General features: G+C 66.1%; 19 protein-coding genes and 2 tRNA genes. 10 read left to right on the top strand and 11 right to left on the bottom strand.

What is annotated here, in order from left to right; all coding sequences use genetic code 11:
• Positions 1-4: 4 nt before the first annotated feature.
• Positions 5-1,372 carry a DEAD/DEAH box helicase gene (locus tag VFG17_RS15655; RefSeq protein WP_325030289.1) on the bottom strand — a complete coding sequence of 456 codons (1,368 nt, stop codon included), beginning with the start codon at positions 1,370-1,372 and terminating at the stop codon, positions 5-7.
• Positions 1,373-1,485: 113 nt separating this feature from the next.
• On the bottom strand, positions 1,486-2,016 hold the full coding sequence (locus VFG17_RS15650) for a hypothetical protein (RefSeq protein ID WP_325030288.1): 531 nt from the start codon (positions 2,014-2,016) through the stop codon (positions 1,486-1,488).
• A gap of 186 nt (positions 2,017-2,202) precedes the next feature.
• On the opposite strand from VFG17_RS15650, the gene VFG17_RS15645 reads away from it, so the two are divergent.
• On the top strand, positions 2,203-3,627 hold the full coding sequence (locus VFG17_RS15645) for an FAD-binding oxidoreductase (protein WP_325030287.1): 1,425 nt from the start codon (positions 2,203-2,205) through the stop codon (positions 3,625-3,627).
• A gap of 113 nt (positions 3,628-3,740) precedes the next feature.
• Positions 3,741-4,520 carry a SapC family protein gene (locus VFG17_RS15640; RefSeq protein ID WP_325030286.1) on the top strand — a complete coding sequence of 260 codons (780 nt, stop codon included), beginning with the start codon at positions 3,741-3,743 and terminating at the stop codon, positions 4,518-4,520.
• A gap of 90 nt (positions 4,521-4,610) precedes the next feature.
• On the opposite strand, the gene VFG17_RS15635 is transcribed toward VFG17_RS15640, so the two are convergent.
• Positions 4,611-4,877, bottom strand: a complete 267-nt coding sequence (locus VFG17_RS15635) for a DUF1674 domain-containing protein (RefSeq protein WP_325030285.1) — start codon at positions 4,875-4,877, stop codon at positions 4,611-4,613.
• Between VFG17_RS15635 and VFG17_RS15630 the strand changes: the two genes are divergently transcribed.
• Entirely contained in the window at positions 4,876-6,177 is a 1,302-nt protein-coding gene (locus VFG17_RS15630) for an RsmB/NOP family class I SAM-dependent RNA methyltransferase (RefSeq protein WP_325030284.1), read from the top strand. The genes VFG17_RS15635 and VFG17_RS15630 overlap by 2 nt on opposite strands.
• Positions 6,178-6,231: 54 nt before the next feature.
• Here the strand turns inward: VFG17_RS15630 and VFG17_RS15625 are convergent, their stop codons facing one another.
• Entirely contained in the window at positions 6,232-7,953 is a 1,722-nt protein-coding gene (locus VFG17_RS15625; protein WP_325030283.1) for a DUF885 domain-containing protein, read from the bottom strand.
• Between the two features lie 128 nt (positions 7,954-8,081).
• On the opposite strand from VFG17_RS15625, the gene VFG17_RS15620 reads away from it, so the two are divergent.
• The 4 genes from VFG17_RS15620 (at position 8,082) to VFG17_RS15605 (ending at position 12,267) form a co-directional block, all read left to right on the top strand.
• Entirely contained in the window at positions 8,082-9,395 is a 1,314-nt protein-coding gene (locus tag VFG17_RS15620; RefSeq protein ID WP_325030282.1) for an MFS transporter, read from the top strand.
• A 125-nt stretch (positions 9,396-9,520) separates the two neighbouring features.
• Entirely contained in the window at positions 9,521-10,189 is a 669-nt protein-coding gene (locus VFG17_RS15615; RefSeq protein WP_325030281.1) for an alpha/beta hydrolase, read from the top strand.
• A complete protein-coding gene (gene cysK / locus VFG17_RS15610; RefSeq protein ID WP_325030280.1) occupies positions 10,186-11,106 on the top strand; it encodes a cysteine synthase A in 921 nt (306 codons plus the stop codon). Before VFG17_RS15615 ends, cysK begins: the two co-directional genes overlap by 4 nt.
• Before the next feature lie 9 nt (positions 11,107-11,115).
• Positions 11,116-12,267 carry a cell wall hydrolase gene (locus tag VFG17_RS15605; RefSeq protein ID WP_325030279.1) on the top strand — a complete coding sequence of 384 codons (1,152 nt, stop codon included), beginning with the start codon at positions 11,116-11,118 and terminating at the stop codon, positions 12,265-12,267.
• A 98-nt stretch (positions 12,268-12,365) separates the two neighbouring features.
• Here VFG17_RS15605 and VFG17_RS15600 read toward each other — a convergent pair whose 3' ends face one another.
• Positions 12,366-12,791, bottom strand: a complete 426-nt coding sequence (locus VFG17_RS15600; RefSeq protein ID WP_325030278.1) for a PaaI family thioesterase — start codon at positions 12,789-12,791, stop codon at positions 12,366-12,368.
• A gap of 26 nt (positions 12,792-12,817) precedes the next feature.
• Positions 12,818-14,497 (bottom strand): energy-dependent translational throttle protein EttA, encoded by a 1,680-nt coding sequence (gene ettA, locus VFG17_RS15595; protein ID WP_325030277.1) that lies wholly within the window; start codon positions 14,495-14,497, stop codon positions 12,818-12,820.
• A gap of 129 nt (positions 14,498-14,626) precedes the next feature.
• Between ettA and VFG17_RS15590 the strand changes: the two genes are divergently transcribed.
• From VFG17_RS15590 to VFG17_RS15580, 3 genes are all read left to right on the top strand, one after another.
• Positions 14,627-16,024: a M28 family peptidase gene (locus VFG17_RS15590; protein WP_325030276.1), complete on the top strand. Its 1,398-nt coding sequence runs from the start codon at positions 14,627-14,629 to the stop codon at positions 16,022-16,024.
• A 147-nt stretch (positions 16,025-16,171) separates the two neighbouring features.
• Positions 16,172-16,456, top strand: coding sequence for a hypothetical protein (locus VFG17_RS15585; protein ID WP_037558172.1), 285 nt, complete (start codon positions 16,172-16,174; stop codon positions 16,454-16,456).
• Between the two features lie 162 nt (positions 16,457-16,618).
• On the top strand, positions 16,619-17,839 hold the full coding sequence (locus VFG17_RS15580; RefSeq protein WP_325030275.1) for a DUF2235 domain-containing protein: 1,221 nt from the start codon (positions 16,619-16,621) through the stop codon (positions 17,837-17,839).
• A 1-nt stretch (position 17,840) separates the two neighbouring features.
• Here the strand turns inward: VFG17_RS15580 and VFG17_RS15575 are convergent.
• The 5 genes from VFG17_RS15575 to VFG17_RS15555 all read right to left on the bottom strand — a co-directional run bounded on the left by VFG17_RS15575 (position 17,841) and on the right by VFG17_RS15555 (position 22,618).
• A tRNA-Pro gene (locus tag VFG17_RS15575) sits at positions 17,841-17,917 on the bottom strand.
• A 303-nt stretch (positions 17,918-18,220) separates the two neighbouring features.
• Positions 18,221-19,696, bottom strand: a complete 1,476-nt coding sequence (locus tag VFG17_RS15570) for a M20 family peptidase (protein WP_325030274.1) — start codon at positions 19,694-19,696, stop codon at positions 18,221-18,223.
• A gap of 69 nt (positions 19,697-19,765) precedes the next feature.
• A tRNA-Ile gene (locus tag VFG17_RS15565) sits at positions 19,766-19,841 on the bottom strand.
• Between the two features lie 69 nt (positions 19,842-19,910).
• Positions 19,911-20,933: a polysaccharide deacetylase family protein gene (locus VFG17_RS15560; RefSeq protein WP_325030273.1), complete on the bottom strand. Its 1,023-nt coding sequence runs from the start codon at positions 20,931-20,933 to the stop codon at positions 19,911-19,913.
• 35 nt (positions 20,934-20,968) lie between these two features.
• Positions 20,969-22,618: a histidine kinase dimerization/phospho-acceptor domain-containing protein gene (locus VFG17_RS15555; RefSeq protein ID WP_325030272.1), complete on the bottom strand. Its 1,650-nt coding sequence runs from the start codon at positions 22,616-22,618 to the stop codon at positions 20,969-20,971.
• Positions 22,619-22,724: the final 106 nt, after the last annotated feature.

Here is a 22,724-nt window from a genome sequence, read left to right as displayed (position 1 = left end):
ATCCCTAGCTGCCGAAACCCACTGACAGGAAGTCTGGCATCGGGCCATTCCAGCCGTCGTCCGGGCCGTCGTCGTCCTGCTGGCGCTGTTTTGCCGACGGCGCCCGACGGTCGTCGGCCTTCTTCGCGGGCTTCGGGGCGGGCTTTTCGGCCGCCTCGGCGCGCTTGGCCTTGCCGCCGCGGCCACCGCGTTCGGATTTTTCGCGGCGCGGTTCGCGCTCTTCGCGCGCCTCTTCCTTCGCGGGCGCCGCGTCGGGCTTGCCGCCGCCGTGGACGGGAATCTTGTAGCCCGTTAGCTTCTGGATATTGTCGACCGCTTCGTCGTCCGACGGCGTCACCAGCGTGAACGCGCGCCCCTTGGCGCCCGCGCGGCCGGTGCGGCCGATGCGGTGGACATAATCGTCGGGATGCCAGGGCGCGTCGAAGTTGAAGACATGGCTGACGCCCTTGACGTCGAGCCCGCGCGCCGCGACGTCGGACGCGACGAGGATGTTGATCGTGCCCGCCTTGAAGCGATCGAGTTCGGCGATGCGGCTCGACTGGTCCATGTCGCCATGGATCTCGCCCGCCTTATAGCCGTAACGTTGCAGCGATTTCGCCAGCTCGCGCACAGTGGTCTTGCGATTGCAGAAGATGATCGCGGTGCCGATATCCTCGGCCTCGATCAGGTCGCGCAGCGTGTCGCGCTTGCCGCGCTCCGACGACTTGACGAGGAACTGCTCGATATTCTCGTTGCGGCTCGCGGGGCGCGCGACCTCGACCGTCTTCGGGTTCGACAGGAATTTGTCGGCGAGTTTCTTGATCGGCGGCGGCATCGTCGCCGAGAACAACAGGGTCTGCCGATTCGCGGGCAGCTTGGTACAGATATTCTCGATGTCGGGAATGAAGCCCATGTCGAGCATGCGGTCGGCTTCATCGATGACCAGGAGGTTGCAGCCGGTCAGCAGGATCTTGCCGCGCTCGAACAGGTCCATCAGGCGGCCCGGGGTCGCGATCAGCACGTCGACGCCCTTTTCGAGCGCCTTCACCTGGTCGCCCATCTGCACGCCGCCGATCAGCAGCGCCATCGAAAGCTTGTGATATTTGCCGTATTTTTCAAAGTTTTCCGCAACCTGCGCCGCGAGTTCGCGCGTCGGTTCGAGGATCAGCGAACGCGGCATCAGCGCGCGGGCGCGGCCGTGCGCGAGAATGTCGATCATCGGCAACACGAAGGAGGCCGTCTTGCCCGTCCCCGTCTGGGCGATGCCGATCATGTCGCGCATCATCAGCACCGAGGGGATCGCGCCGGCCTGAATGGCGGTCGGTTCGTTATAGCCCGACTCGTCGATCGCGCGCAAAAGTTCGTCGGAAAGGCCGAGGTCGGCAAAATTCATGAGGCAATATGTCCGGAAATAAAGGAGCGTGCCGCCTCCCACGCAGGCGGACGTTGCCGCGGCCCTTGGGCAAACGGCGGAGAAAAGTCAAGGAAAGGCCGCGAAAAACGCGATCAATCGTCCTCGTCGTCGTGAACCGGGACCATCAGCCGAAACTTGTCGATCTCGCACTTCGCGCCGGTGCGCGCGTGGATCTGGTCGCGGTCCTCGCAGAGTTTGCCGTCCTTGCTGCCCTGCATGTAGAAACCGGCATAGAAGTCGAGCGCGCGGCAACCGCGATTGAGCTGCGCGCGCAGTCGCTGCTTTTGCCGTGTGATCAGGTCGATGCTATCGCGCTGCACCGCCTGCATCCCCATGATGTTGCGCATCGCGACGCATTTGGGCGCCTTCTTTTCTTTCCAGACGATCGGCAATTCGATTTCCCGCCTGGGCGTCGAGCGGTCGGCGGCGAAATTGTTGATCGGCGACCGCCGGGCTGGAACGCGGATGATCAGTTGCTGCTCGATCACCATCTGCCAGAAGGACGAGGCTTGATCGACGGTCGGCGTGGAAATCGCCACCAGCGGGTCGGGCGCCGCCGGGGGCGGCGCTGCGTCGGCGGCCGGCACGGCCGCGGCGAACCACAGGAAAGCCGCCGTCAACACAGCTGCGCTGCCGCTCCCTTGGCGTCGTGACAAAAGATGCTGCTCACCCTCGGCTCCCGCGTCCATCCCCGCTGGACGAATACACGCGATTCGTCCATCGCCCCCTTTAACGAGGATGATTGAACATCAAATGAACTGTCTCCCCTCATTCGCGATCGGGCGCGGGAAATTTACGGAGTGGAAGCTATGACGCGGGCGCCATCGACATCGCTGCTGCGTGACCTCGCGGCCTTGCTCGGGCCCAAAGGCTATAGCGCCGACCCCGACACGATCGCGCCCTGGCTGACCGACTGGCGGGGTAAATACCACGGCCGTGCCGCCGCGATGCTGTCGCCCGCGTCGACCGAAGAAGTGGCCGCGGTCGTCCGGCTGTGCGCCGACGCGAAGGTCGCGCTGGTCCCGCAGGGCGGCAACAGCGGCATGGTCGGCGGCGCCACCCCCGATGCCAGCGGCGACCAGCTGCTCTTGAGCCTGCGGCGGATGAACCGGATACGCCAAGTCGACGAGGCCGCCCGGCTCGCCGTCGCCGAGGCGGGCGTGATCCTCGAAAGCTTCCATCACGATGTTCTGGCGCACGGCCTGCGCTTTCCGCTCACCCTCGGCGGCAAGGGATCGGCGACGATCGGCGGGCTCGTGTCGACGAACGCGGGGGGAACGCAGGTGCTGCGCCACGGGACGATGCGCGCGCTGGTCGCGGGGATCGAGGCGGTGCTCCCCGACGGCAGCATCTTCGACGGGCTCGCGCCGCTCAAAAAGGACAATCGCGGCTATGATTTGCGGCACCTGCTATGCGGCGCCGAGGGAACATTGGGCATCGTCACCGCCACCTGCCTGCATCTCGTCCCCGCCGCGGCGGCGCGGCGCACCGCGTGGATCGGCGTCGATTCGCCTGAAAGTGCGCTCGTGCTGCTGCGCCGCCTCGACGCCGCGATCGGCGATGCGCTCGAGGGTTTCGAGCTGATCCCGCAAAGCTGCCTCGATGCGGTGCTGCGCCATATTCCCCAGACGCGCGCGCCGCTTTCCGCCGCGCAGCCGTGGCATGTGCTGCTCGAACTGGCGGGCGACAGCGACGAGGCGCTGGGCGAGGCACTTGACCCGCAGCTCGCCGCGGCAATCGACGCCGGCCTGATCCGCGATGTCGTGATTGCCAAAAACGAACGCGAAAGCGACGATTTCTGGCGACTGCGCGATTCCATTTCCGAAGCCGAACGCGCCGAAGGTCCCGCGCTGCAACATGACATCAGCGTGCCCGTCGACCTGATGCCCGCCTTTATCGCCGAAAATCCGCACCGGCTGGATCGCGCCTTTCCGGGCATCGGAGTGCTGTCCTTCGGGCATCTGGGCGACGGCAATGTCCATCATCACGTCCAACCGCCCGCCGGGGTCGATGGCGCCGCCTGGCTCGCCGAACATGGCGCGGCGGTCAGCCGGCTCGTCTATTCGCACGTCGTCGAACTCGGGGGATCGATTTCGGCCGAACATGGCATCGGCCAGATGAAGCGCGACATATTGGCCGAACTCGACAGCCCGGCGCGGCTGTCGGCGCTTCGCGGCGTCAAGGCCGGCCTCGATCCCGCAGGCATCCTCAATCCGGGCAAGCTCATCGCCTGACGCCCCGCCTGCGAGCGCCTTCCGCGCGATCGCCCCCTTGCGCCGCGCGGCGCAGGTCAATAAGGCGCTGTATCTTTTTTGTCCCGCCGATGGGAACCTACCGGAGTTGAAACATGGCCACTGCGCCCGCACCTGCCAACCTGCCGTTGTTCTATAAGGACCTCGTCCCGCTTTCGAGCGTCGATCACGCCGATTTCCGCGCCCGTCCGCTCGACAGCGCCGAATTCCTGGTTGGCCAGCACGCGATTCCGCTGACCTCGGACGAATTCGTGTCGGCCTGCCGCTTCTTCCCGATCGTCTTTTCGGCCGGCGACAACCCCGTTCCGCTCGCGCTGATGGGTCTCAACGAAGGCATCAACACCTTCGTCGACGACGAAGGCAAGCTGATCAATCCGGTCTATGTCCCGGCCTATATCCGCCGCTATCCCTTCCTGCTCGCCAAGCTGCAGCCCAATTCTGAGGAATTGTCGCTGTGCTTCGACCCGACCTCGGGCGCGCTCGGCAAGTTCGACGAAGGCGACGTGCTGTTCGTCGACGGCCAGCCGTCGGACCAGGTCAAGGCCGTGCTCGAATTCTGCAAGAATTTCGAGGAAGCCGGCCAGCGCACCGGCATGTTCATGGACGAGCTGAAAAAGGCCGACCTTCTGATGGACGGCGAAGTCGCGATCCAGCAGGAAGGCAATGACAAGCCCTTTGTCTATCGCGGCTTCCAGATGGTCGACGAGAACAAGCTGCGCGAACTGCGCGGCGACGTGCTGCGCAAGCTGATGCAGAACGGCATCCTCGGCCTGATCTTCGCGCACCTCTTCTCGCTGCAGCTGATGCGCGAAGTGTTCGCCGAACAGGTCAAGAGCGGCAAGATGCCGCTGAACACCGAACTGCCGGCCGCCTAAAGGCAGATAAACACAAGGCCGCTCCCGGTTCGGTTCCGGGGGCGGCCTTTTGTGTTTTGGCGGCCCCGCTCGGCCGCATATCATCGCAGTTCAGAAGTCGACCGCGACGCCCTTGAGCTCCCAGTCGCCATAGCGCACCGGGTTGCGCCCGCCGGGCTGATCCTCGGCCTTGTCCTCATGGATCGGCCGGGGCGCCGGGACCGCGCTGTTCGTCCAGCCTTCGGGCGCCTTCACATGCGCGGGGCGCTTTACAGCGCGCGGCGTTCCGCCGATGGTCGCGTTCGGGCTGCTGTCGTTCGTCATGCCCGCAATATAGGATTTTTCATGCGCCACGCCAACCACGCCGTTCCCGGTCATGGCTGATCGTCGCTCCCCGCGCCGCCGCCGGTCGCCGGGCGAGGCCGATCCGCCGGGCATGGCGCCGCGCCGCGCCGCGCTCCGCCTTGTCGATGCGATCCTGCGGCGCGGCGATCCGCTCGACGTCGCGATGCACGCTGCCGCGCAGGGGCTGACCGGCGCCGACCGCGCTTTCGCCGTCGCGATCGCCTCCGAAACGATGCGCTGGATGGTCGACATCGACGCGTTGATCGACGGGGCGACGGCGCAGATCTTGCCCGACGACGTCAAGTCGCGCGCCGTGCTGCGGATCGCGCTCGCGCAGTTGCTGGTGCTGAAAAGCCCCGGCCATGCGGTCGTATCGACCGCGCTGCCGCTCGTCGACGGCGGGCCGCGGCGGCTCGTCCACGCGATCCTGTCGCGCGCGCAGCAGGACGAATGGACGCTGCCCGAACGCGCGACGCTTCCCCTGCCCGCCGCCGAACGGTGGGCCGAGCAATGGGACCTGTCGATAGTCGAAGCCGCCGAAGCGAGCTGGAGCGCACCGCCGCCGATCGACCTCAGCTTCGCCGCCGAACCCGGCGCCGAGGAATGGCCCGACGCGCTGACGCTCGCGCCGCGCCATCGCCGGCTGCCGCGCGGGCAGGCGGTGGAGGCGATGCCGGGCTTCAACGAAGGCGGGTGGTGGGTGCAGGATCTGGCCGCCAGCCTGCCCGCAAGATTGCTCGGCGCCGGCGAAGGCCGGACGGTGCTCGATCTCTGCGCCGCGCCCGGCGGCAAGACGATGCAGCTCGCCGCCGCGGGCTGGGATGTCATCGCGGTCGATGCCAGCGCCAAGCGGCTCGAGCGGCTGCGCGCCAATATGGAGCGCACGGGCCTTTCGGCCGCGATCGTGCAGGGCGATATCCGCTCGTGGGAACCCGGCGCACCGGCCGATGCGATCCTGCTCGACGCGCCCTGCTCGGCGACCGGAATCTTTCGCCGCCACCCCGATGTGCTCCATCGCATCGAGCCGCGGCAGATTGCCGATATGGCCGCCCTGCAGGCCGATCTGCTCGCGCGCGCGGCACGCTGGGTCAAGCCGGGCGGGACGCTGGTCTATGCCACCTGCTCGCTCGAACGCGCCGAGGGAGAGGACCAGATCGCGGCGTTCCTCGATCGTCACAAGAATTGGGCCGTCGACCCCGTCCGCCTCGACGAACTGCCCGGTGCGATCGCACCCGACGCTGCCGGGTTCATCCGTACCCTTCCCGGCCTGCTCGCCGACGCGGGCGGCCTCGACGGCTTTTTCGTCGCACGGCTGCGCGCGCCCTCAAACTGAGCGGAGCCCGGCGACCAGCCCGATAGAAGCTAGCCGCCGGGTGGGTCATCGGCTTCAGAACACCGCCTTCGGCGCGTCCTCCTTCATCATCGCGGCGCGGACCATCGGGATCGGCGGGCCGCCATAGGACAGGAATTCGTCGTGGAAGGCCTTCCACTTCGTCCGGTCGCCCTTCGTCCAATCCTCACGCAGCTTGCGGATCATCAGCTTGCCCATCGTATAGTTGAGATAGGCGGGGTCATAAGTGCCGCGCGCCGCCTGTTGCCGCGCATTCCCTTCGTCCTGATAGCATTGTTCCTTGAACAGCTTTTCCGATTCCGCGACCGTCATTCCCTGCGTGTGGAGGCCGATCGCCGAAATATAGCGACAATCGCGCAGCAGCGCGTTTGATAGCTGGCCGATATGCGTTTCGAGGTCGCCTTCGCCCAGCCCCGCTTCCCACATCATCTCCTCGGTGTAATGCGCCCAGCCTTCGGCAAAGGCATAGCCGACGAACAGCTTGCCGAAGATGCTCTCGGCGCGGTTCGAATGGAGGAAGTTCAGGAAATGCCCTGGCCAAACCTCGTGGACCGAGGTGAAGAGCAGATCCTTCTTGCCCGGAATGAAGGCGTCCTGCGTCGCCTTGTCCCACGCCGGATCGGGCGGCGAGATATAATAGACCGACGGCAGGCCTTTCTCATACGGTCCCGGAATATCGATATAGGCGCTGTTTTGCCGGTTATAGGGCGGCGATTCCTCGACCTGCGCCTGCTCGGTGCCGGGGATCGACACGATGTCCTTCTCGACCAGAAAGGCGCGCAGGACCGGAAGCTGGCGCCGCGCCTCGGCGACGGGGCCGCCCTCGGGCTTGTCCGAATTCATCTTCTTCATGCAGTCGGCGATCGTCATCCCTGCGGCATAGGTCGCGCAAGCCGCCTTCAGCGCGTCCTGGTTGCGCTTGAGGTCCGCCCGGCCGATGCGCTCGAGTTCGGCGAGCGGGGTATCGACGCCCTCGTTGGTCAGGATCATCTTCGCGAACTTCTCGGCCCCCAGCGCATAGCCGTCGGCGGTTCCCGGCTGCGACCCGACATATTCGGCAAGGTCGGTCATCGCCGCGCCCGCCTTTTCGGCCGCCTCGTCGAACTGCTTCTGCAGCGCCGCGTCCTTGACCGACGCGAAGGCCGCCTTGGCGTCGCCCTTGTAATAATCGGCGAAGCCGCCGAAGCCGGCGGTGCCATATTTGACGAAGGTCGCGGGCAGCGGGAGCTTGAGGTTCGCCTTGATCTGCGCCGCCGCCGCCGGGACCTTTTCGGCATAGGCGATGAACGCCTTCATCCGCGTCGTCGCGTCAGCGTAAGGACGCGCGATATAGACATTGGGGTCGAGCGCGCCGGTATAGAAAGCCGGGTTCTTCTGCGCGAAATCGGTATCGCGGAGGAAGAAGAGCTGGCCCTGCGCGACATGGATCAGATAGTCGCGCTCGAACTTTTCGGCGTCGGTCATCTCGCCGTCGAACGCCTTGGCATCGGCGATCGTCTTTTCGAGATAGGCGGCCTGCTTTTCGAGGCCCTCGGGCGACCAGTCGGGCAGTTGCCCATCATACTCATGCTTGCCCTGATAGACGGCGAAATTCGGATTGAGCGGGAAATAGCCGGCGAGGAAATTGTCGCGAAACTCGGTCCATGACTTGGCGCTTTGGGCCGTTGCAGACTTGTTGTCCGATGCGTTGCAAGCGGTGAGCGCGAGCAGCGTCGCAGCCATGGCGGCGCCGCCAAAGCGGGCAAATTTGCGATTCATTCCTTGATCTCCCTGACTCCGGTGCGCGCGTTTCTGCCAGCCGCTCCGACCGATGACACCCCCTAATCGACGAACGACACGGCCATGCCATCTGGACAGCATCGAAAAGCGAGCTAGGGCGAAGGGCGATGGCGACGATCCCCCCACCCGAAGGCGAAGAACCGGTAATGCCGGAGGCAACGCCCAAAGCCCCCTCCCCGCTCAGCTTTCCCGATTTCCGCTATTTCTGGCTCGCGCGTTTCACCGCGGTGATGGCGACGATCGCGATGGTCGTGGTGATTGGCTACCAGCTCTATGACACCGCGCGCTCCGACTATGGCATGTCAATCAAGGAGGCATCGTTCCAGCTCGGGCTGCTCGGCCTCTTCCAGTTCGTCCCGCTCGCGATCCTGACCCCCGTCGCCGGCTGGGCGGCCGACCGCTTCGAACGGCGCAGCGTCGCGATCTTCTCGAACCTCATCGACCTGCTGATCGCGGCGACGCTCGGCTGGTTCACTTGGGTCGACGGGCTGACCTTGCCGCTGCTCTTCGGCCTCGCCGCGCTGCACGGCGTCGCGCGCGTCTTTTCGGGCCCGGCGATGAGCGCGATCGCTCCCAATATCGTGCCCCCCGCGGTGCTGCCGCAGGCGATCGCCATGAGCAGCATCGCGTGGCAATCGGCGTCGGTGATCGGCCCCGCCGCGGGCGGCCTGATCTATGCCGCGCATCCGGGGTCGGTTTATGTCTTCTCGGCCATCCTCCTCGCCATCTCGGCCTTCACGCTGAGCCGCGTGCGGCAGGTTCTGCCCCCGCCCGCCGAAGTCCGCCGTCACCCGCTGCGCGAGATGGTCGACGGGCTGCAATTCGTGTGGGTCGAGCGTTTCCTGCTCGGCACGATCACGCTCGACCTGTTCGCCGTGCTGCTTGCCGGCGCGACCGCGATGTTCCCGGTCTTTGCCCGCGACATATTGCACGCGGGGCCCGAAGGCGCGGGATTGATGCGCGCCGCCGTCGCTTTCGGATCGGTCGCCGTCGCCGTCGGCCTCGCTATCCGCCCGATCGAGCGCAACGTCGGGGTGAAGATGCTGTGGGCGGTCGCGGTATTCGGCGCCGGGACGGTGATTTTCGGGCTCTCGACCAACTTGTTGCTGTCGCTCGGCGTGCTCGTGATCATGGGCGCGGCCGACATGTTCTCGGTCTTCGTGCGCGGCACGCTGATCCAGCTCAACACGCCCGACCATATGCGCGGGCGGGTCAGCGCCGCATCTGGGCTGGCGATTTCGGCCTCGAACGAACTGGGCGAAATGCGCGCCGGCGCGATGGCCGCGGCGCTGGGGCCGGTCGGCGCGGTCGTCGTCGGCGGCGCGGGTGCGATCGGCGTGACCGCGCTCTGGGCCTGGATCTTCCCCGAACTCCGCCGTGCGCGCACCTTCGAACCGCAGTTCAGGCAAAGCAAGCCATAGGGTCAAACCATTTGCCGTCCCTCGCGCTCGGTCCGTCCGAAACATATTGTCAATTTAATTTGTTGAGTTATCTATCTCCCACCCGTCACCGCGGTTCCCCTTGTCCCCTCAATGGAGAAACCGTCATGCACAGCGCGACGATCCGTCATAAGATCCTCACGATTCCGGGCCTCAACAACAGCGGCCCGACCCACTGGCAAAGCCTGTGGGAACGGAAATTCCCCGATAGCGAGCGAATCGAGCTCGGGAGCTGGAGCAATCCCGACAAGGAGCAGTGGGTTCGGAAAATCGCCGCCGCGATCGAAGGCGAGAGCGAACCCGTGCTCGTCGCCGCGCACAGCCTCGGCTGCCACGCCTTTGCCCATTGGTTCGCCGGCGCCAGCGCGCTGACGCGGACGCGCATCGCGGGCGCGCTGCTCGTCGCGCCGCCGGACCTTGGCCGGCTGCGGTACAAGCATAGGACGCTGAGCTTTGCCGACTCGCCTACCTTCACATCGCTCACGCCGATGATCGTCGTCGCCAGCGACAATGATCATTATGCCAAGACCGCCCAGGTGTGGCGCCTCGCGCGGCGCTGGGACGCGCGCTTCGTCAACGCCGGTCCCTTCGGTCATATCAACGCCGACTCGGGGATCGGGGACTGGCCTTATGGACAGTATCTCCTCGCATCGTTACAACCCGCGCCGACGCCGGCACTGGCGGACGAGGCCCTCTGGCTGCGCGCCGGGGACTGGCCAAATCGCGTCCGCCGCGACCCGCGTTTCGAATTCAAGGAAAGAGCGCACCGATCATGAAAGCCAATTCGATCCTCGATACCATCGGGAACACGCCGCACATCCGTATGGCCAAGCTGTTCCCCGACGCCGAAGTCTGGGTGAAGTCGGAACGCAGCAATCCCGGCGGGTCGATCAAGGATCGCATCGGCCTCGCGATGATCGAGGCGGCAGAAAAGGACGGCAGCCTGAAAGCCGGCGGCACCATCGTCGAGCCGACGTCGGGCAACACCGGCATCGGCCTCGCGATGGCGGCCGCGGTGAAGGGCTATAAGCTCGTGCTGGTCATGCCCGAGAGCATGTCGGTCGAACGGCGCCGGCTGATGCTCGCCTATGGTGCGACCTTCGACCTGACGCCGCGCGAAAAGGGTATGAAGGGCGCGATCGAGCGCGCGATCGAACTGGTCGAGACGACGCCGGGCGCGTGGATGCCGCAGCAGTTTGAAAATGAGGCGAATATCGACGTCCATGTCCGCACGACGGGCCCCGAAATCCTCGCCGACTTCAAGGATGCGCCGATCGACGTGCTGATCACCGGCGTCGGCACCGGCGGCCACATCACGGGCTGCGCGCAGTTTCTGAAGGAGCATTGGCCGAACCTGAAGGTCTTTGCGGTCGAGCCCGATCTCTCGCCGGTCATTTCGGGCGGCCAGCCCGGGCCGCACCCGATTCAGGGCATCGGCGCCGGCTTCATCCCGCGCAACCTGCACACCGATCTGCTCGACGGGGTGATCAAGGTCGACGCCGCCGACTCGAAGACCTTCGCACGCCGCGCCGCGACCGAGGAAGGTCTGCTCGTCGGCATCTCGTCGGGCGCGACGCTCGCGGCGATCGCGCAGAAGCTCGCCGAGCTTCCGCCCGGCACCCGCGTACTCGGCTTCAACTACGACACGGGCGAACGCTATCTGTCGGTTCCCGATTTCCTCCCGGAAATCTGACCCTTCGCCATGCGCCCCAAAGGCGATGAATCGGCGTTGCCGCCGCGGCGCGACTGGACGGGCTGGCTGTTCGTCCTGATCGCCGCGCTGGCGATCGGCGGCGTTCTCTACGCCAATGGTGCGAAAGACGGCGCGCGCTATATGGCGCGGCCGCACCCGGTGGCGCCGCCCGCCGACATCGTGCCCGAAGCGCCGCCGATGGAACTCGCGCCGGTGACCGAGGCCGACGCGCGCACGCAAAATTCGAAAATTCCGCTCATCACCAAGGGTTTCGTCGCGCCGCGCCCCTTCGTCTATGCCGGCGGCGGCGACGCCAAGGCGCGCGCGCGCGACTGCCTCGCCGCGGCGATGCTCTATGAAGCGGGCGACGACGCCAAAGGGCAGCAGGCGGTCGGACAGGTCGTGATCAACCGCGCGCGCCACCCCGCTTTCCCCAAATCGATCTGCGGGGTCGTGTTCCAGGGGGCCGAGCGCGTCACCGGCTGCCAGTTCACCTTCACCTGCGACGGCGCGCTCGCGCGCCGCTATTCGGACGCGGCGTGGCAGCGTGCGCGGGACAATGCCGACCTGATGCTGGCGGGCGGCACCTATCCCAAGGTCGGTCTCGCCACCCATTATCACACCGACTGGGTGCGCCCCTATTGGAGCGACAGCCTCGAAAAGATCGCGATCGTCGATACGCATCTCTTCTTCCGCTGGCCGGGCTATTGGGGGACGCCGGGCGCCTTTCGCGGCGCGGTATCGGGCAGCGACGGGCCGGTGGCGAAGCTCGCGGCGATCTCCCCGCTCCACGCGATCGCGCTGGGCCTGTCCGCCGACAGTGCTCCGGTCGATGCCAATGCAGCGATCGGCGAGGCGAAGATCGTGCCCGGCGCCGGCGCGAGCGCGGGCCGCGACACCATCTATATCCAGCTCGACCGCAAGGCGGCGCCCGAAAGCTTCGTGACCACCGCGCTGCGGCTCTGCGGCGACAAACCCTATTGCAAGTTCATGGGCTGGACCAACCCGGTGCTGAAACCCGACAGCGACGCGATGAACGATACGCAGCGCGCCGCGATGAGCTTCTCCTACCTCCGCGACGACAAGGCGGGGTTCGAAAAGGCGCTGTGGAATTGCAGCGAATATAAGCGCGACGATGTCCGCCAGTGCATGAAGCGGTAGAACGTCGCCCCCGCGAAGGCGGGGGCCGCAGTCGGCCTTGAGCTACCTCTCTAACGGCCCCCGCCTTCGCGGGGGCGACGGGTTAGGAGCCACCAGCCTCACGGAATCGCGTAAGTCACATTCGCCTGCCCGACCGGCCGGTCGGCATCGTCGGTCCATATCCGCACATCCATCACCGCAAGCCGCTTGCCGAGCCGCAGCATGAACGCATCAGCGAACAGCGGCCCCGGGCGGCACGGGCGCAAGAACTGGTAATTGAGCGCGCTCGTCACCGCCATCGCGACTGGGCCGATATGCGCGAGGACGAGCGCATAGGCCGCCATGTCGGCAAAGCCCATCTGCGTCGGGCCCGAGATCAGCCCACCGGGGCGCAGCGCCTTGTCATTCGGGTCCATCCGCGCCTGCACATGGCCGGGCGCGGCGGAGACGACAGTGCCGCGCGAGCCCGGCTCCGAATGCGGAAAGGCCTCCGCCATGAAGGCGTTGAGCGCGTCCGCATCCAAACGGATCGCGCTCGACGACACCGGTGCCGCCTCTCCCGCCATCGGGCTTAGCGCGACAGCTTCTTGTAGGTCGTCGCGTGTGGGCGCGTCGCGCCTTCGCCGAGGCGGCGGATCTTGTCCTCCTCATAGGATTCGAAATTGCCTTCGAACCATTCGACATGGCTGTCGCCCTCGAACGCGAGAATGTGCGTCGCGAGGCGATCGAGGAAGAAACGGTCGTGGCTGATCACCACCGCGCAGCCCGCGAAATTCTCGAGCGCCTCTTCGAGCGCGGCGAGCGTTTCGGTGTCGAGGTCGTTGGTCGGTTCGTCGAGCAGCAGGACGTTGCCGCCCTTCTTCAGCATCTTCGCCATATGGACGCGGTTGCGTTCGCCGCCCGACAGCTGGCCGACCTTCTTCTGCTGGTCGACGCCCTTGAAGTTGAAAGCGCCGACATAAGCGCGCGTCTGCATCTCGTGCTTGCCGATGTTCATCAGCTCGTGCCCGCCCGAGATTTCCTGCCAGACATTGTTGTCGGGCTTCAAATCGTCGCGGCTCTGGTCGACGAAGCCGAGGCGAACGGTGTCGCCGATCGTGACCTTGCCATTGTCGGGGGCTTCCTGCCCCGTGATCAGCTTGAACAGCGTCGACTTGCCCGCGCCGTTCGGCCCGATCACCCCGACGATGCCGCCGGGCGGGAGCGAGAAGCTGAGATTCTCGAATAGCAGCTTGTCGCCATAGGCCTTCGAAATGCCTTCGACCTCGATGACCTTGCCGCCAAGGCGTTCGGGAACCTGGATGACGATCTGCGCCTTGCCGGGGATGCGTTTTTCCTGCGCCTCGACGAGCTGATCGAAGCTCTTGATACGCGCCTTCGATTTGGCCTGACGGGCTTTAGGAGATTGCCGGATCCACTCGAGTTCGTCCTTGATCGCCTTCTGGCGACCCGCATCCTCGCGCGCTTCCTGTTCGAGGCGCTTGCCCTTCTTTTCGAGATAGGTCGAATAATTGCCTTCGTAGACGAAATAGCGGCCGCGATCGAGTTCGAGAATCCAGTTCACGACATTGTCGAGGAAGTAGCGATCGTGGGTGACGAGGATGACGTTGCCCGGATAGTCGACGAGGTGCTTTTCGAGCCACGCGACGCTTTCGGCGTCCAAATGGTTGGTCGGTTCGTCGAGCAGCAGGATCGACGGCTTTTCGAGTAGCAGGCGCGTGAGCGCGATGCGGCGCTTTTCGCCGCCCGACAGATTCTCGACGCCCCAGTCACCCGGCGGGCAGCGGAGGGCCTCCATCGCGATTTCGAGCTGGTTGTCGAGCGTCCAGCCGTCGACCGCGTCGATCTTTTCCTGCAGCGAGCCCATTTCTTCCATCAGCGCGTCGAAATCGGCATCGGCGGGCGGATCAGCCATCAGCGTGCTGATCTCGTTGAACCGCTCCATCATGTCGGCGACGCCGCGCACGCCGTCCATGACGTTTTCCTTGACCGTCTTGGTCGGGTCGAGTTCGGGCTCCTGCGCGAGATAGCCGACGGTGATCCCCTCACCCGGCCAGGCTTCGCCGCTGAATTCGGTATCGATACCCGCCATGATCTTCATCAGCGTCGATTTACCCGTGCCGTTCGGACCGACGATGCCGATCTTGGCATCGGGATAGAATTGCAGGCTCAAATCCTTGAGCGTCGGCTTTTGCGCGCCAGGGTAGGTCTTGTTCAGACCCTTCATTACGAAACTATATTGGGCGGCCATGGGATATGCTCCGAAGTCTGGCTGGGCCGCGGTCCTGCGGCCGGGAGAGTTGGGGGCCGGTTAGCGAATGGGGGCGCGGTTGGCAATCGGCGCTTGCGGCGGGCCGAATTGCCCCGCTAGGACAAGGACATGACGAAACCCATTCCTGCCCGCCTTCTCGCGCTTGGCGGCGCGAGCCTCGCCCTCCTCGCTACCCCGCTGTCGGCGTCGAATCCCGCGCCGCCCAGCGCGGCCGAGCTCGCGCAGCAGGGCGACGACCTCGCCTGGTCGATCACCGAGGATTTGACGACCGAGATCGGACAACGGATGGCCGGCACCGAAGCCGAAGCCGCCGCGCGCAAATGGGCGGTGGCGCGGCTGCAATCGATGGGTTTCGCGGGCGTCCGCGACGAGCCCTTCGACATGCCGGTGTGGGTGCGCGGCGCAGAAGAGGCCTGGCTGACCAGCCCCTTCCTGCCGCAGAAGCTCGCGATCACTGCGCTCGGCACCAGCGCCTCGACCGGCGCGAAGGGAATCGAAGGCGACATTGCCTATTTCGAAAGTTTCGATGCGCTCGTCGCGGCGCCCGACACCCAAGTGAAGGGCAAGATCGCCTTCATCGATCACCAGATGGCGCCCGCGCAGGACGGCAGCGGCTATGGCTATTACGGCCGCGGCCGCTTCACCGGCGCCAATGTCGCGGCCAAGAAGGGCGCGATCGCGACCGTCATCCGCGCGATCGGCACCGACGATCATCGAAACCCGCACACCGGCGGCACCAATTTCGAGCCCGGCGTTAAGCCGATCCCCGCCGGCGCCATCTCGAACCCCGACGCCGACCAGCTCGTCCGCCAGTGGAAGCGCGTGACGGCGGGCACGGCATCCGGACCGCTGCGCATGAAGCTCGTCCTCACCCCGCGGAACCTCGGCACGAAGAAGTCGGGCAATGTCATCGCCGAAGTGCCCGGGCGCGATCCCGCCGCGAGCCCGGTCATCGTCGCCTGCCACCTCGACAGCTGGGATCTCGGCACCGGCGCGATCGACGACGCGGCGGGCTGCGGGATCGTCGCCGCCGCCGCCAAACATGTAATGACCGCGGGCCAGCCGCGCCGCACGATCCGCATCTTGTGGGCGGGAGCCGAAGAAGTCGGCGTGTTCGGCGGCCAGGCCTATTTTGACGCGCACGGCAAGGAAAAGCACGCCGTCGCGCTCGAATCCGACTTCGGCGCCGATCGCGTGTGGCGCATCGACTTCAAACTGCCCGATAGCGCCAAGGCGCTCGCCGACCGGCTCGCGGCCGCGGTGATGCCGTTCGGGGTCGTGCGCGGCAAGCAGCCCGCGAACGGCGGCGCCGACGTCGGCGCGCTCGTTCAGGCGGGCGTTCCGGCGATCGATCTGGCACAGGATGGGACACGTTATTTTGATCTCCACCACACACCCGACGACACGCTCGACAAGATCGATCCTGTCCAATTGCGGCAGAATGTGGTGGTCTGGAGCGCGGTTCTGGCGATTCTCGCGAACAGCGAGGATAGCGAGCTTCCGTGACCGTTACGGATAAATGACAGATTCCCGCGCGCACCGGCCATCTCAATTATTTTTGTTGACGATTCACGCGGAACGGCTAAATCCCGCCGCTCGCGGTACGGGAAGTTTTCCCGGACGCGGAAAGGCATTTTAGGGAGCCCACACATCATGAAGAAGTTTGCTGCTATCGCCGTTGCTGCCAGCATGTTCGCCCTCGCCGCTTGCGGTGAAAAGGCTGCTGAAGAAGCCACCACCGAAGCTCCGGCTGCTGAAGCTGTTGCTGAAGAAGGCGCCGACGCCGCTGCTGCCGGCGCCGAAGCCGCTGCCGCTGGTGCCGACGCTGCTGCCGCTGGCGCCGAAGCCGCTGCTCCGGCCGACGCCGCTGCCGCTCCGGCCGACGCTGCTGCTGCTCCGGCTGACGCCGCTGCCGCTCCGGCCGAAGAAACGAAGTAAGTCGCAGCCCTTCGGGGCATTGACTGAAACGAAAAAGGACGGTCTTCCTTCGGGAAGGCCGTCTTTTTTTTGTGCCCGGGTGCCCGCACGCCGCCTTGCGACCATTCCGCAGACCCCGGCCCGATGGGAGAGCAGTACGCGATGGCAAAAGGGAGCGTGACCATGCCGGGCAAGAGGCTCGTCCTCCTGCTCGACGGCACCTGGAACAGCTTCGAAGACAATACGAGCGTCTGGCGGCTGAGCCAGCTCGTCGCGCCGCACGACGCCGCGGATGTGCCGCAACCTTGCTATTACACCGCCGGGGTCGGCACCCCGCGCGGCGAACGCATCCGGGGCGGCGCGTTCGGCTATGGCCTCGATCGCGACGTCATCGGCGCCTATCGCTGGCTGATGGGTCATTATGATCGGGGCGACCAGATCTTCCTCTTCGGTTTCAGCCGCGGCGCTTTCACCGCGCGCAGCGTCGCGGGCATGATCGCGCGCTGCGGCCTGCTGCGCCCCGGCTCGCCGCTTTCGGTCGAGGAGCTTTACGAACGCTACCGCCTCGACGATCGGGCGCCCTCCTTTGTCGAACTGCACCAGACGAAGAACCTGCCGCCCGCGGAGAAGCGCCTGCTGCGCCACTCGCGGCGGGTCCCGATCAAAATGATCGGCGTGTGGGACACCGTCGGCGCGCTCGGCATTCCGTTCGGCAATATTCCCGGGATCAGCCGCCGGCGCTTCGGCTTTCACAACACCCGGCTGTCGGCGATTTTCGAGCATGCCTATCAAGCGCTCGCGCTCGACGAACATCGCGCGGCGTTCGCGCCGACGCTCTGGACGCGCTTCACCCCCGACACCCCCGATCCGCCGGGCAAACGCCGCGTCCGGCCGACGATCGTCGAACAACGCTGGTTCGCGGGCGCGCACGCCAATGTCGGCGGCGGCATCGCAGGCGACGACATGCCCCAGCTGCCGCTTGCCTGGCTGATGAAGAAGGCGGGCAATCTCGGCCTCGCCTGGCGCGGAGAAGTCGTTCCCACGGGCTATGAAGTCGGAGCGCCAATCCACGATAGTTTCAGAAGTTTTCTCTATGGGCTCTATCGCATCGTCAAGCTGGGCCGGCGCTTTCACCGCCGCATCGCCGCGCCAGCCGCTCCGGGTGGCAAGGGGTCATGGCTCAGCGTCAACGAAACGATCGACGGCAGCGTCTTCGATCGCTGGCGCAAGGTGGCGGCCTATCGCCCCGCGAGCCTGACGCGCTGGGCTGCCGGCCTTGGTATCTACCCGGCGCGGCTGCACGGGGCGGTCGATGCGCGGACGGGCGTCCCGGTCGAGGCGCCGACCTCACCGCCGCCGCGGCGCCCCCGGGGATCCGGAAAGCCGGCGAACAAAAAGGGTTGAATGGTCGGGGAGACAGGATTCGAACCTGCGACATCTTGCTCCCAAAGCAAGCGCGCTACCGGGCTGCGCCACTCCCCGACGCTGCGGGCGCCTTAGACAGCCGGCGCGCCCAAGTCTAGGGTCAGGACCCGTTAATTGCGCGATCGAGGTTTGAAGCGATTTTGCTCAGGGCGAGGAGGCAAGGCGCAGGAATATGTCGATATTTCAAGACTTGCCGACGAAGCCATGGGCAAAATCGGTCAAATCCCGCAGGGACGTCGAAATGGCTTCGACCTCAGGCTCGCGCGGCCTTGCGGGTAGCGATGCTACCCGCTGCATCCGCCCGAACCCGATATCTTCGCCATTTCGACGCCTCGATCGCGCAATTAACGGGTCCTGACCCTAGCCCGCAGATGTCGCAATCAGCCGCGCATAGAAATCGATCATGCGTTTGAAGCTGTCGATCGTCATATGTTCGTTCGTGCCATGGATCATCGCGGTTTGCTTCAGCGTGAAGTGCATCGGCATGAAGCGGTACACATCCTCCGAAATCGGCTCCATGCTGCGGCTGTCGGTCGCCGCGACGACCAGATAGGGCGCGACGACGGCGCGGGGCGCATCGGCGCGCGCGGCGGCGACCACATATTTCCAACCCTGCGAACGCGTCGACGACACGCGCGACGGCTCGTTCGGCGGCTTGACCCAGCTGAGTTCGACCGGCGCGTCGCCCACGGCGGCCTTCGCGCGTGCCATGACGTCGGCCGAGCTGTTCCATGGCGCGATGCGATAGTTGATCAGCGCGGTGGCCGATTGCGGCAGGACATTCTCCTTGGGGCTGCCCTCCAGCATCGTCGGCGCGATCGTCGTGTGAAAGGCGGCCGCCGACGAAGGCGACGCCGAAAGCTGATTTTTGACAAGATATCCCAACAACCATTTGTTGGCGACCGCCATCTTGGTCGTCCCGCCCTTATGCGCGGCGAGCGCCTCGACCATCGCCGCGCCGGGTCCGCGCATTTCGATCGGGAAAGGTTTTTCGGTGATGGCGAGCACCGCGCGCGCCAGCGTCGTCACCCCGGTTTCGGCGGGCGGCATCGAGCTGTGCCCGCCCGGCGCGTTGGCGGTGACTTTCAGCGTCGCATAGCCTTTTTCGGCGACGCCGATCAGGATGGCGGGGCCGTCGATCACCGGGGTATCGAGCAGCACGACGCTGCCCTCGTCGAGCGTATAGAGCGCACGAACGCCTTCGGCTTTCAGCTTCGCGGCCGCGGCGACCGCACCCGAACCGCCGGCTTCCTCGTCGTGCCCCGACACCAGATAGATGCCGCGCCTCGGCTGGAAGCCCTGCTTCGCCAGCGCCTCGATCGCCTCGAACAGGCCGATCAGCGATCCCTTGTCATCGACGGTGCCGCGTCCCCAGACGGCCTTTTCGGCGATCGTCCCGGCGAAGGGCGGATATTTCCAGTCGCCTTCGGTCCCCTCGGTCACCGGCACCACATCCTGATGCGCCATGACGATGATCGGCGCGAGCGACGCGTCGCTGCCCGGCCAGTGATAAATGAGCGTGCGGTTGGGCAGGATCGTGCGCGTCATCGCGTCGTGCGTTTCGGGATAGGTCGCCGCGAGCCAGGTGTGCAGCTTGTCCCATTCGGCGATGTCGTTGTCGGCCGCGTCCTGATGCGAGATCGTGCGGAGCTGCGCCGCGGCGCTCAAATGAGCGACCGCGGCGTCCAAATCATAGGCCGGCACCGCGGCAAGCCGGACGCCGCCGCCGTCGGCGATATCCTTTGGCGCGAAGTTCGCGGTGCGCACCGCCACCGTTCCCGCCACGATCGCGATGACCGCAAGACCCCCGACCAGGATGGTCCGACCTTTCCCCATGTCCCTCTCCTTCTGACGGCGCAATGGACCGTCATCGGTTCGGATTTGCAAGGAAAATGGTGGAAGAAATGGTGGGCCCGGCAGGACTCGAACCCGCAACCTAGCCGTTATGAGCGGCCAGCTCTAACCATTGAGCTACAGGCCCCCTCTCGAAACCCGGTCGGGGAATGTGCGGGCGATAGCGGACGGCGCGGCGCATTGGCAAGCGCCAACCTCAGCGCGCCGCCTTGCGCTCGGCCATCGCCAATATTTCGGCCGCGGTCGTCGCCTCGATCCCGCGCCGCGCGAGATGGCCGAGCACGACGTCCCACCAGCGATAGAAGAGGTCGAGGTCGGCCTGGCTGCGGACATAGGGGGTGTTGCCCGGCTGCAGCGACGGCGAGTGGAAGGAGAAGTTCAGCACCGGGAGACGCAGGTCGACCGCGATGTCGATCGCCCGGCACGCGCGCTCGGCGGGAATGCCTTCGGGGGTCAGCGCGATCCGCTCGACGAGGCCGAGGCGCGCGAGCGCGGCGCCGGCGTGCGTGCCACCCTGCGCGACCCGGTGATAAACCCGGCGTCCGGCGTTGCCGAAGAGGCCGCCGAATACCGTCGTGACCGGAATCTCGAGCACCGCGCCCTGTCCCGCCTTGACCCACCAGGGATGAAGCGGCGCGTCGCGATAGTCCGGGCCATGGCCCGCGCGATAATCGAAACCGCTCCGGACCGACGTGTCGCAGCGGAATCCCAGTTCGGCGAGCATCGCCGCCGTTTCGGTGCCCAGGCCATAGCGACCCGCGCGATAGGCGGTCGGCTGAACGCCGAAACGATCGCGGATCGCGTCGCGCAGTGCGGTCATCTTGGCGCGTTGCAAACCCGTCGGCAGGTTGCCGGCATAGCTGTTCCGCGCCCCCACTTCCTCGTCGTGCGGCGGCGTCACCCAGGGGTGAAGCTGCGCCCCGATCTCGCAGCGCCCGGCCTGCTGCGCGCTGCCGAGGATCTCGGCGGCGCGTTCGTCGGTGACGATCGGCCAGTCGACCAGATAGATAGGCTTCACCCCGGCGCGCTCGAAATAGCCCTGGCATTCGGCGAGCGCCGGGACCGAGGCGAGGCGATAGCCGGTGCGCGCGAACGGCGCATCCCAGTCGAAATCCTCCTCGGTGTCGATCGTGACCCAGAAACGCGGCTTCTCACCCGAATCGAGCGTGACCATCTCCGACGCGGCCGGATATGCAAAGAAACTGCCCGCAGGCTGCACCACGCCCCCCTTTGCCAGCTTCCCGGCCTGCAGGCCTATTCGCCCTGCTGCGCCTCCAGCTCGACCTCGGCCTTCGAGTTGGCGGAGGGCAGGTGCAAGGTCAAGGCGTTATGCCCGATATCGAGCCGTCCGCCGATCGCGCGGGCGAGGCTGTCGACGAGGCGGAGCGAAAAGCCGAGGCTAAGCACCGCGGCACCGGGCGCTTCGCCCTCGGGGCTGAAGCCCGGATCGAGCAGGTCCGACGCCGTCGCGAAACGGATCGCCGCGGGGCGGACGATCCGCAGCTGGAGCATGTCGTCGTGCCGCGACTCGGTGACGAGCTGCCCGACCAAAATCGCACCCGGTTCGGACACATCGACGAGCGCCGTCAGCAACCGCCCGACCATGCGCCGCACATTGGCGTCGCCGACGAGCCCGAGAAAGGGACCGCCAACGCGCGAGATGCTGAGGTCGACCCGCTGATCGGCCAGCAGTGCGGCGAGGTCGCGTTCGATCTGCGTGACGATCGCGCCGATATCGACCACCTCTTCGGCCGGCTGGGCCGGCGCCGCCGCATCGCTGCGCGCCGCGGTTTCGAGATCGTCGATGATTGCCTGGACCGATGCGGCATCGGCTACGATCGCGTCGGCCATCCCCCGATAGCCCTGGCTCACCGGCCCGAACATCTGTCCCGAGATGATTTGCGCAAAACCGGAAATCGCGTTGAGCGGGCTGCGCAGCTCGTGGATCAACTGGCGGATCGAATCACCCGAATCTTCGGCAACCGTCCCGCCATAGGGCGTTTCATTGCGGTGCGGGCGCCGCGCGCTCGCACGATAGCCGCGGAACTGCCCGGTTGCCGGATCGAACCAGGGCAGCGCCGAAAAGCGCCATTCGCCGGCTTCGACGGGCGTCCCCTCCAGCAGCATGCGCGCATTGATGATTTCCGCCCGCTGGCGAAAGGCGCCGGCAGCGAGGCCGTCGGTGCCGGGCTCGCCGCCGAAGGCCGCCTCGGCGATCGACAGCCCGATCACCGCCCCCCGCGTCACGCCGTCGACCCAGTGGATCACGCCGTCGGGCCCGGTTTCGAACAGGAAAGCGGCGCGCGGCGGGCGCGGTGTGGCGGGCTGGCCGCGGGTCGACTGATATTTGTCGATCCGGCGGACCAGTTCGCTGATCTGGCTGGGGCCACTATCCGCGACGGATTCGTCCGCAGCCGGCGCAATCGACGGAACCGGGACCGGCTCTTCGACCGCAACGCTCGCGGGCTGCGGCAATGCTACCGAGGCGCTGCCGAGACTGGCCAGGGCGCGCGTGACGCTTTCCGGCAGGTCGCGGCGCCCGGCGAGCACCGAGCGCGCCATCGCGCTCGTCGCGGGCAACAGCGCGAGCCAGTCGGCTTCAGCCAGCCGCACCTCGCGCAGCATGATCGCCGATACCGCCGGAACATCGTTGGCATAGAGCGCGACGAGCGGCGCGAAGCGACCGTGGCGCGCGATCGCGCGCGCGCAGTCGCGGCGCACCGCTTCGGGGACGCGGGGCCGCAATACGGCGAGCGCGTGCAGGCTGCGGCGAATATCGTCATCGCCCAGTTGATTGCCGCGCTGAGCCAGAATATCGGAGAGTTGTCGCCACGCGGTGATGCTCGCGCGACGATCCGCAGGCGCCTGGCGCAAGATCGTCGCAATCATCGAGTCAGCGGTCACGCGAAATCAGCCCCACAGCGTCGGTCGTTGGTTAGCATATGTTTACCGGCTAGCGTGAATTCAGTGGTCATGAAAGTGCCTTAACCGTCCGCGTCGCATTGTGGGA

It is taken from the genome of Sphingopyxis sp. (assembly GCF_035686825.1).
GTDB lineage: Bacteria > Pseudomonadota > Alphaproteobacteria > Sphingomonadales > Sphingomonadaceae > Sphingopyxis.
The sequence above is the reverse complement of the archived record's forward strand: the minus strand, read 5'-3'. Positions and strand labels throughout refer to the sequence as shown.

Coding starts and splice junctions, on each gene's coding strand:
- VFG17_RS15655 (WP_325030289.1), bottom strand. CDS start 1,372: ATGAATTTTGCCGACCTCGGCCTTTCCGACGAACTTTTGCGCGCGATC.
- VFG17_RS15645 (WP_325030287.1), top strand. CDS start 2,203: ATGACGCGGGCGCCATCGACATCGCTGCTGCGTGACCTCGCGGCCTTG.
- VFG17_RS15640 (WP_325030286.1), top strand. CDS start 3,741: ATGGCCACTGCGCCCGCACCTGCCAACCTGCCGTTGTTCTATAAGGAC.
- VFG17_RS15630 (WP_325030284.1), top strand. CDS start 4,876: ATGGCTGATCGTCGCTCCCCGCGCCGCCGCCGGTCGCCGGGCGAGGCC.
- VFG17_RS15635 (WP_325030285.1), bottom strand. CDS start 4,877: ATGACCGGGAACGGCGTGGTTGGCGTGGCGCATGAAAAATCCTATATT.
- VFG17_RS15625 (WP_325030283.1), bottom strand. CDS start 7,953: ATGAATCGCAAATTTGCCCGCTTTGGCGGCGCCGCCATGGCTGCGACG.
- VFG17_RS15620 (WP_325030282.1), top strand. CDS start 8,082: ATGGCGACGATCCCCCCACCCGAAGGCGAAGAACCGGTAATGCCGGAG.
- VFG17_RS15615 (WP_325030281.1), top strand. CDS start 9,521: ATGCACAGCGCGACGATCCGTCATAAGATCCTCACGATTCCGGGCCTC.
- cysK (WP_325030280.1), top strand. CDS start 10,186: ATGAAAGCCAATTCGATCCTCGATACCATCGGGAACACGCCGCACATC.
- VFG17_RS15605 (WP_325030279.1), top strand. CDS start 11,116: ATGCGCCCCAAAGGCGATGAATCGGCGTTGCCGCCGCGGCGCGACTGG.
- ettA (WP_325030277.1), bottom strand. CDS start 14,497: ATGGCCGCCCAATATAGTTTCGTAATGAAGGGTCTGAACAAGACCTAC.
- VFG17_RS15590 (WP_325030276.1), top strand. CDS start 14,627: ATGACGAAACCCATTCCTGCCCGCCTTCTCGCGCTTGGCGGCGCGAGC.
- VFG17_RS15585 (WP_037558172.1), top strand. CDS start 16,172: ATGAAGAAGTTTGCTGCTATCGCCGTTGCTGCCAGCATGTTCGCCCTC.
- VFG17_RS15580 (WP_325030275.1), top strand. CDS start 16,619: ATGCCGGGCAAGAGGCTCGTCCTCCTGCTCGACGGCACCTGGAACAGC.
- VFG17_RS15570 (WP_325030274.1), bottom strand. CDS start 19,696: ATGGGGAAAGGTCGGACCATCCTGGTCGGGGGTCTTGCGGTCATCGCG.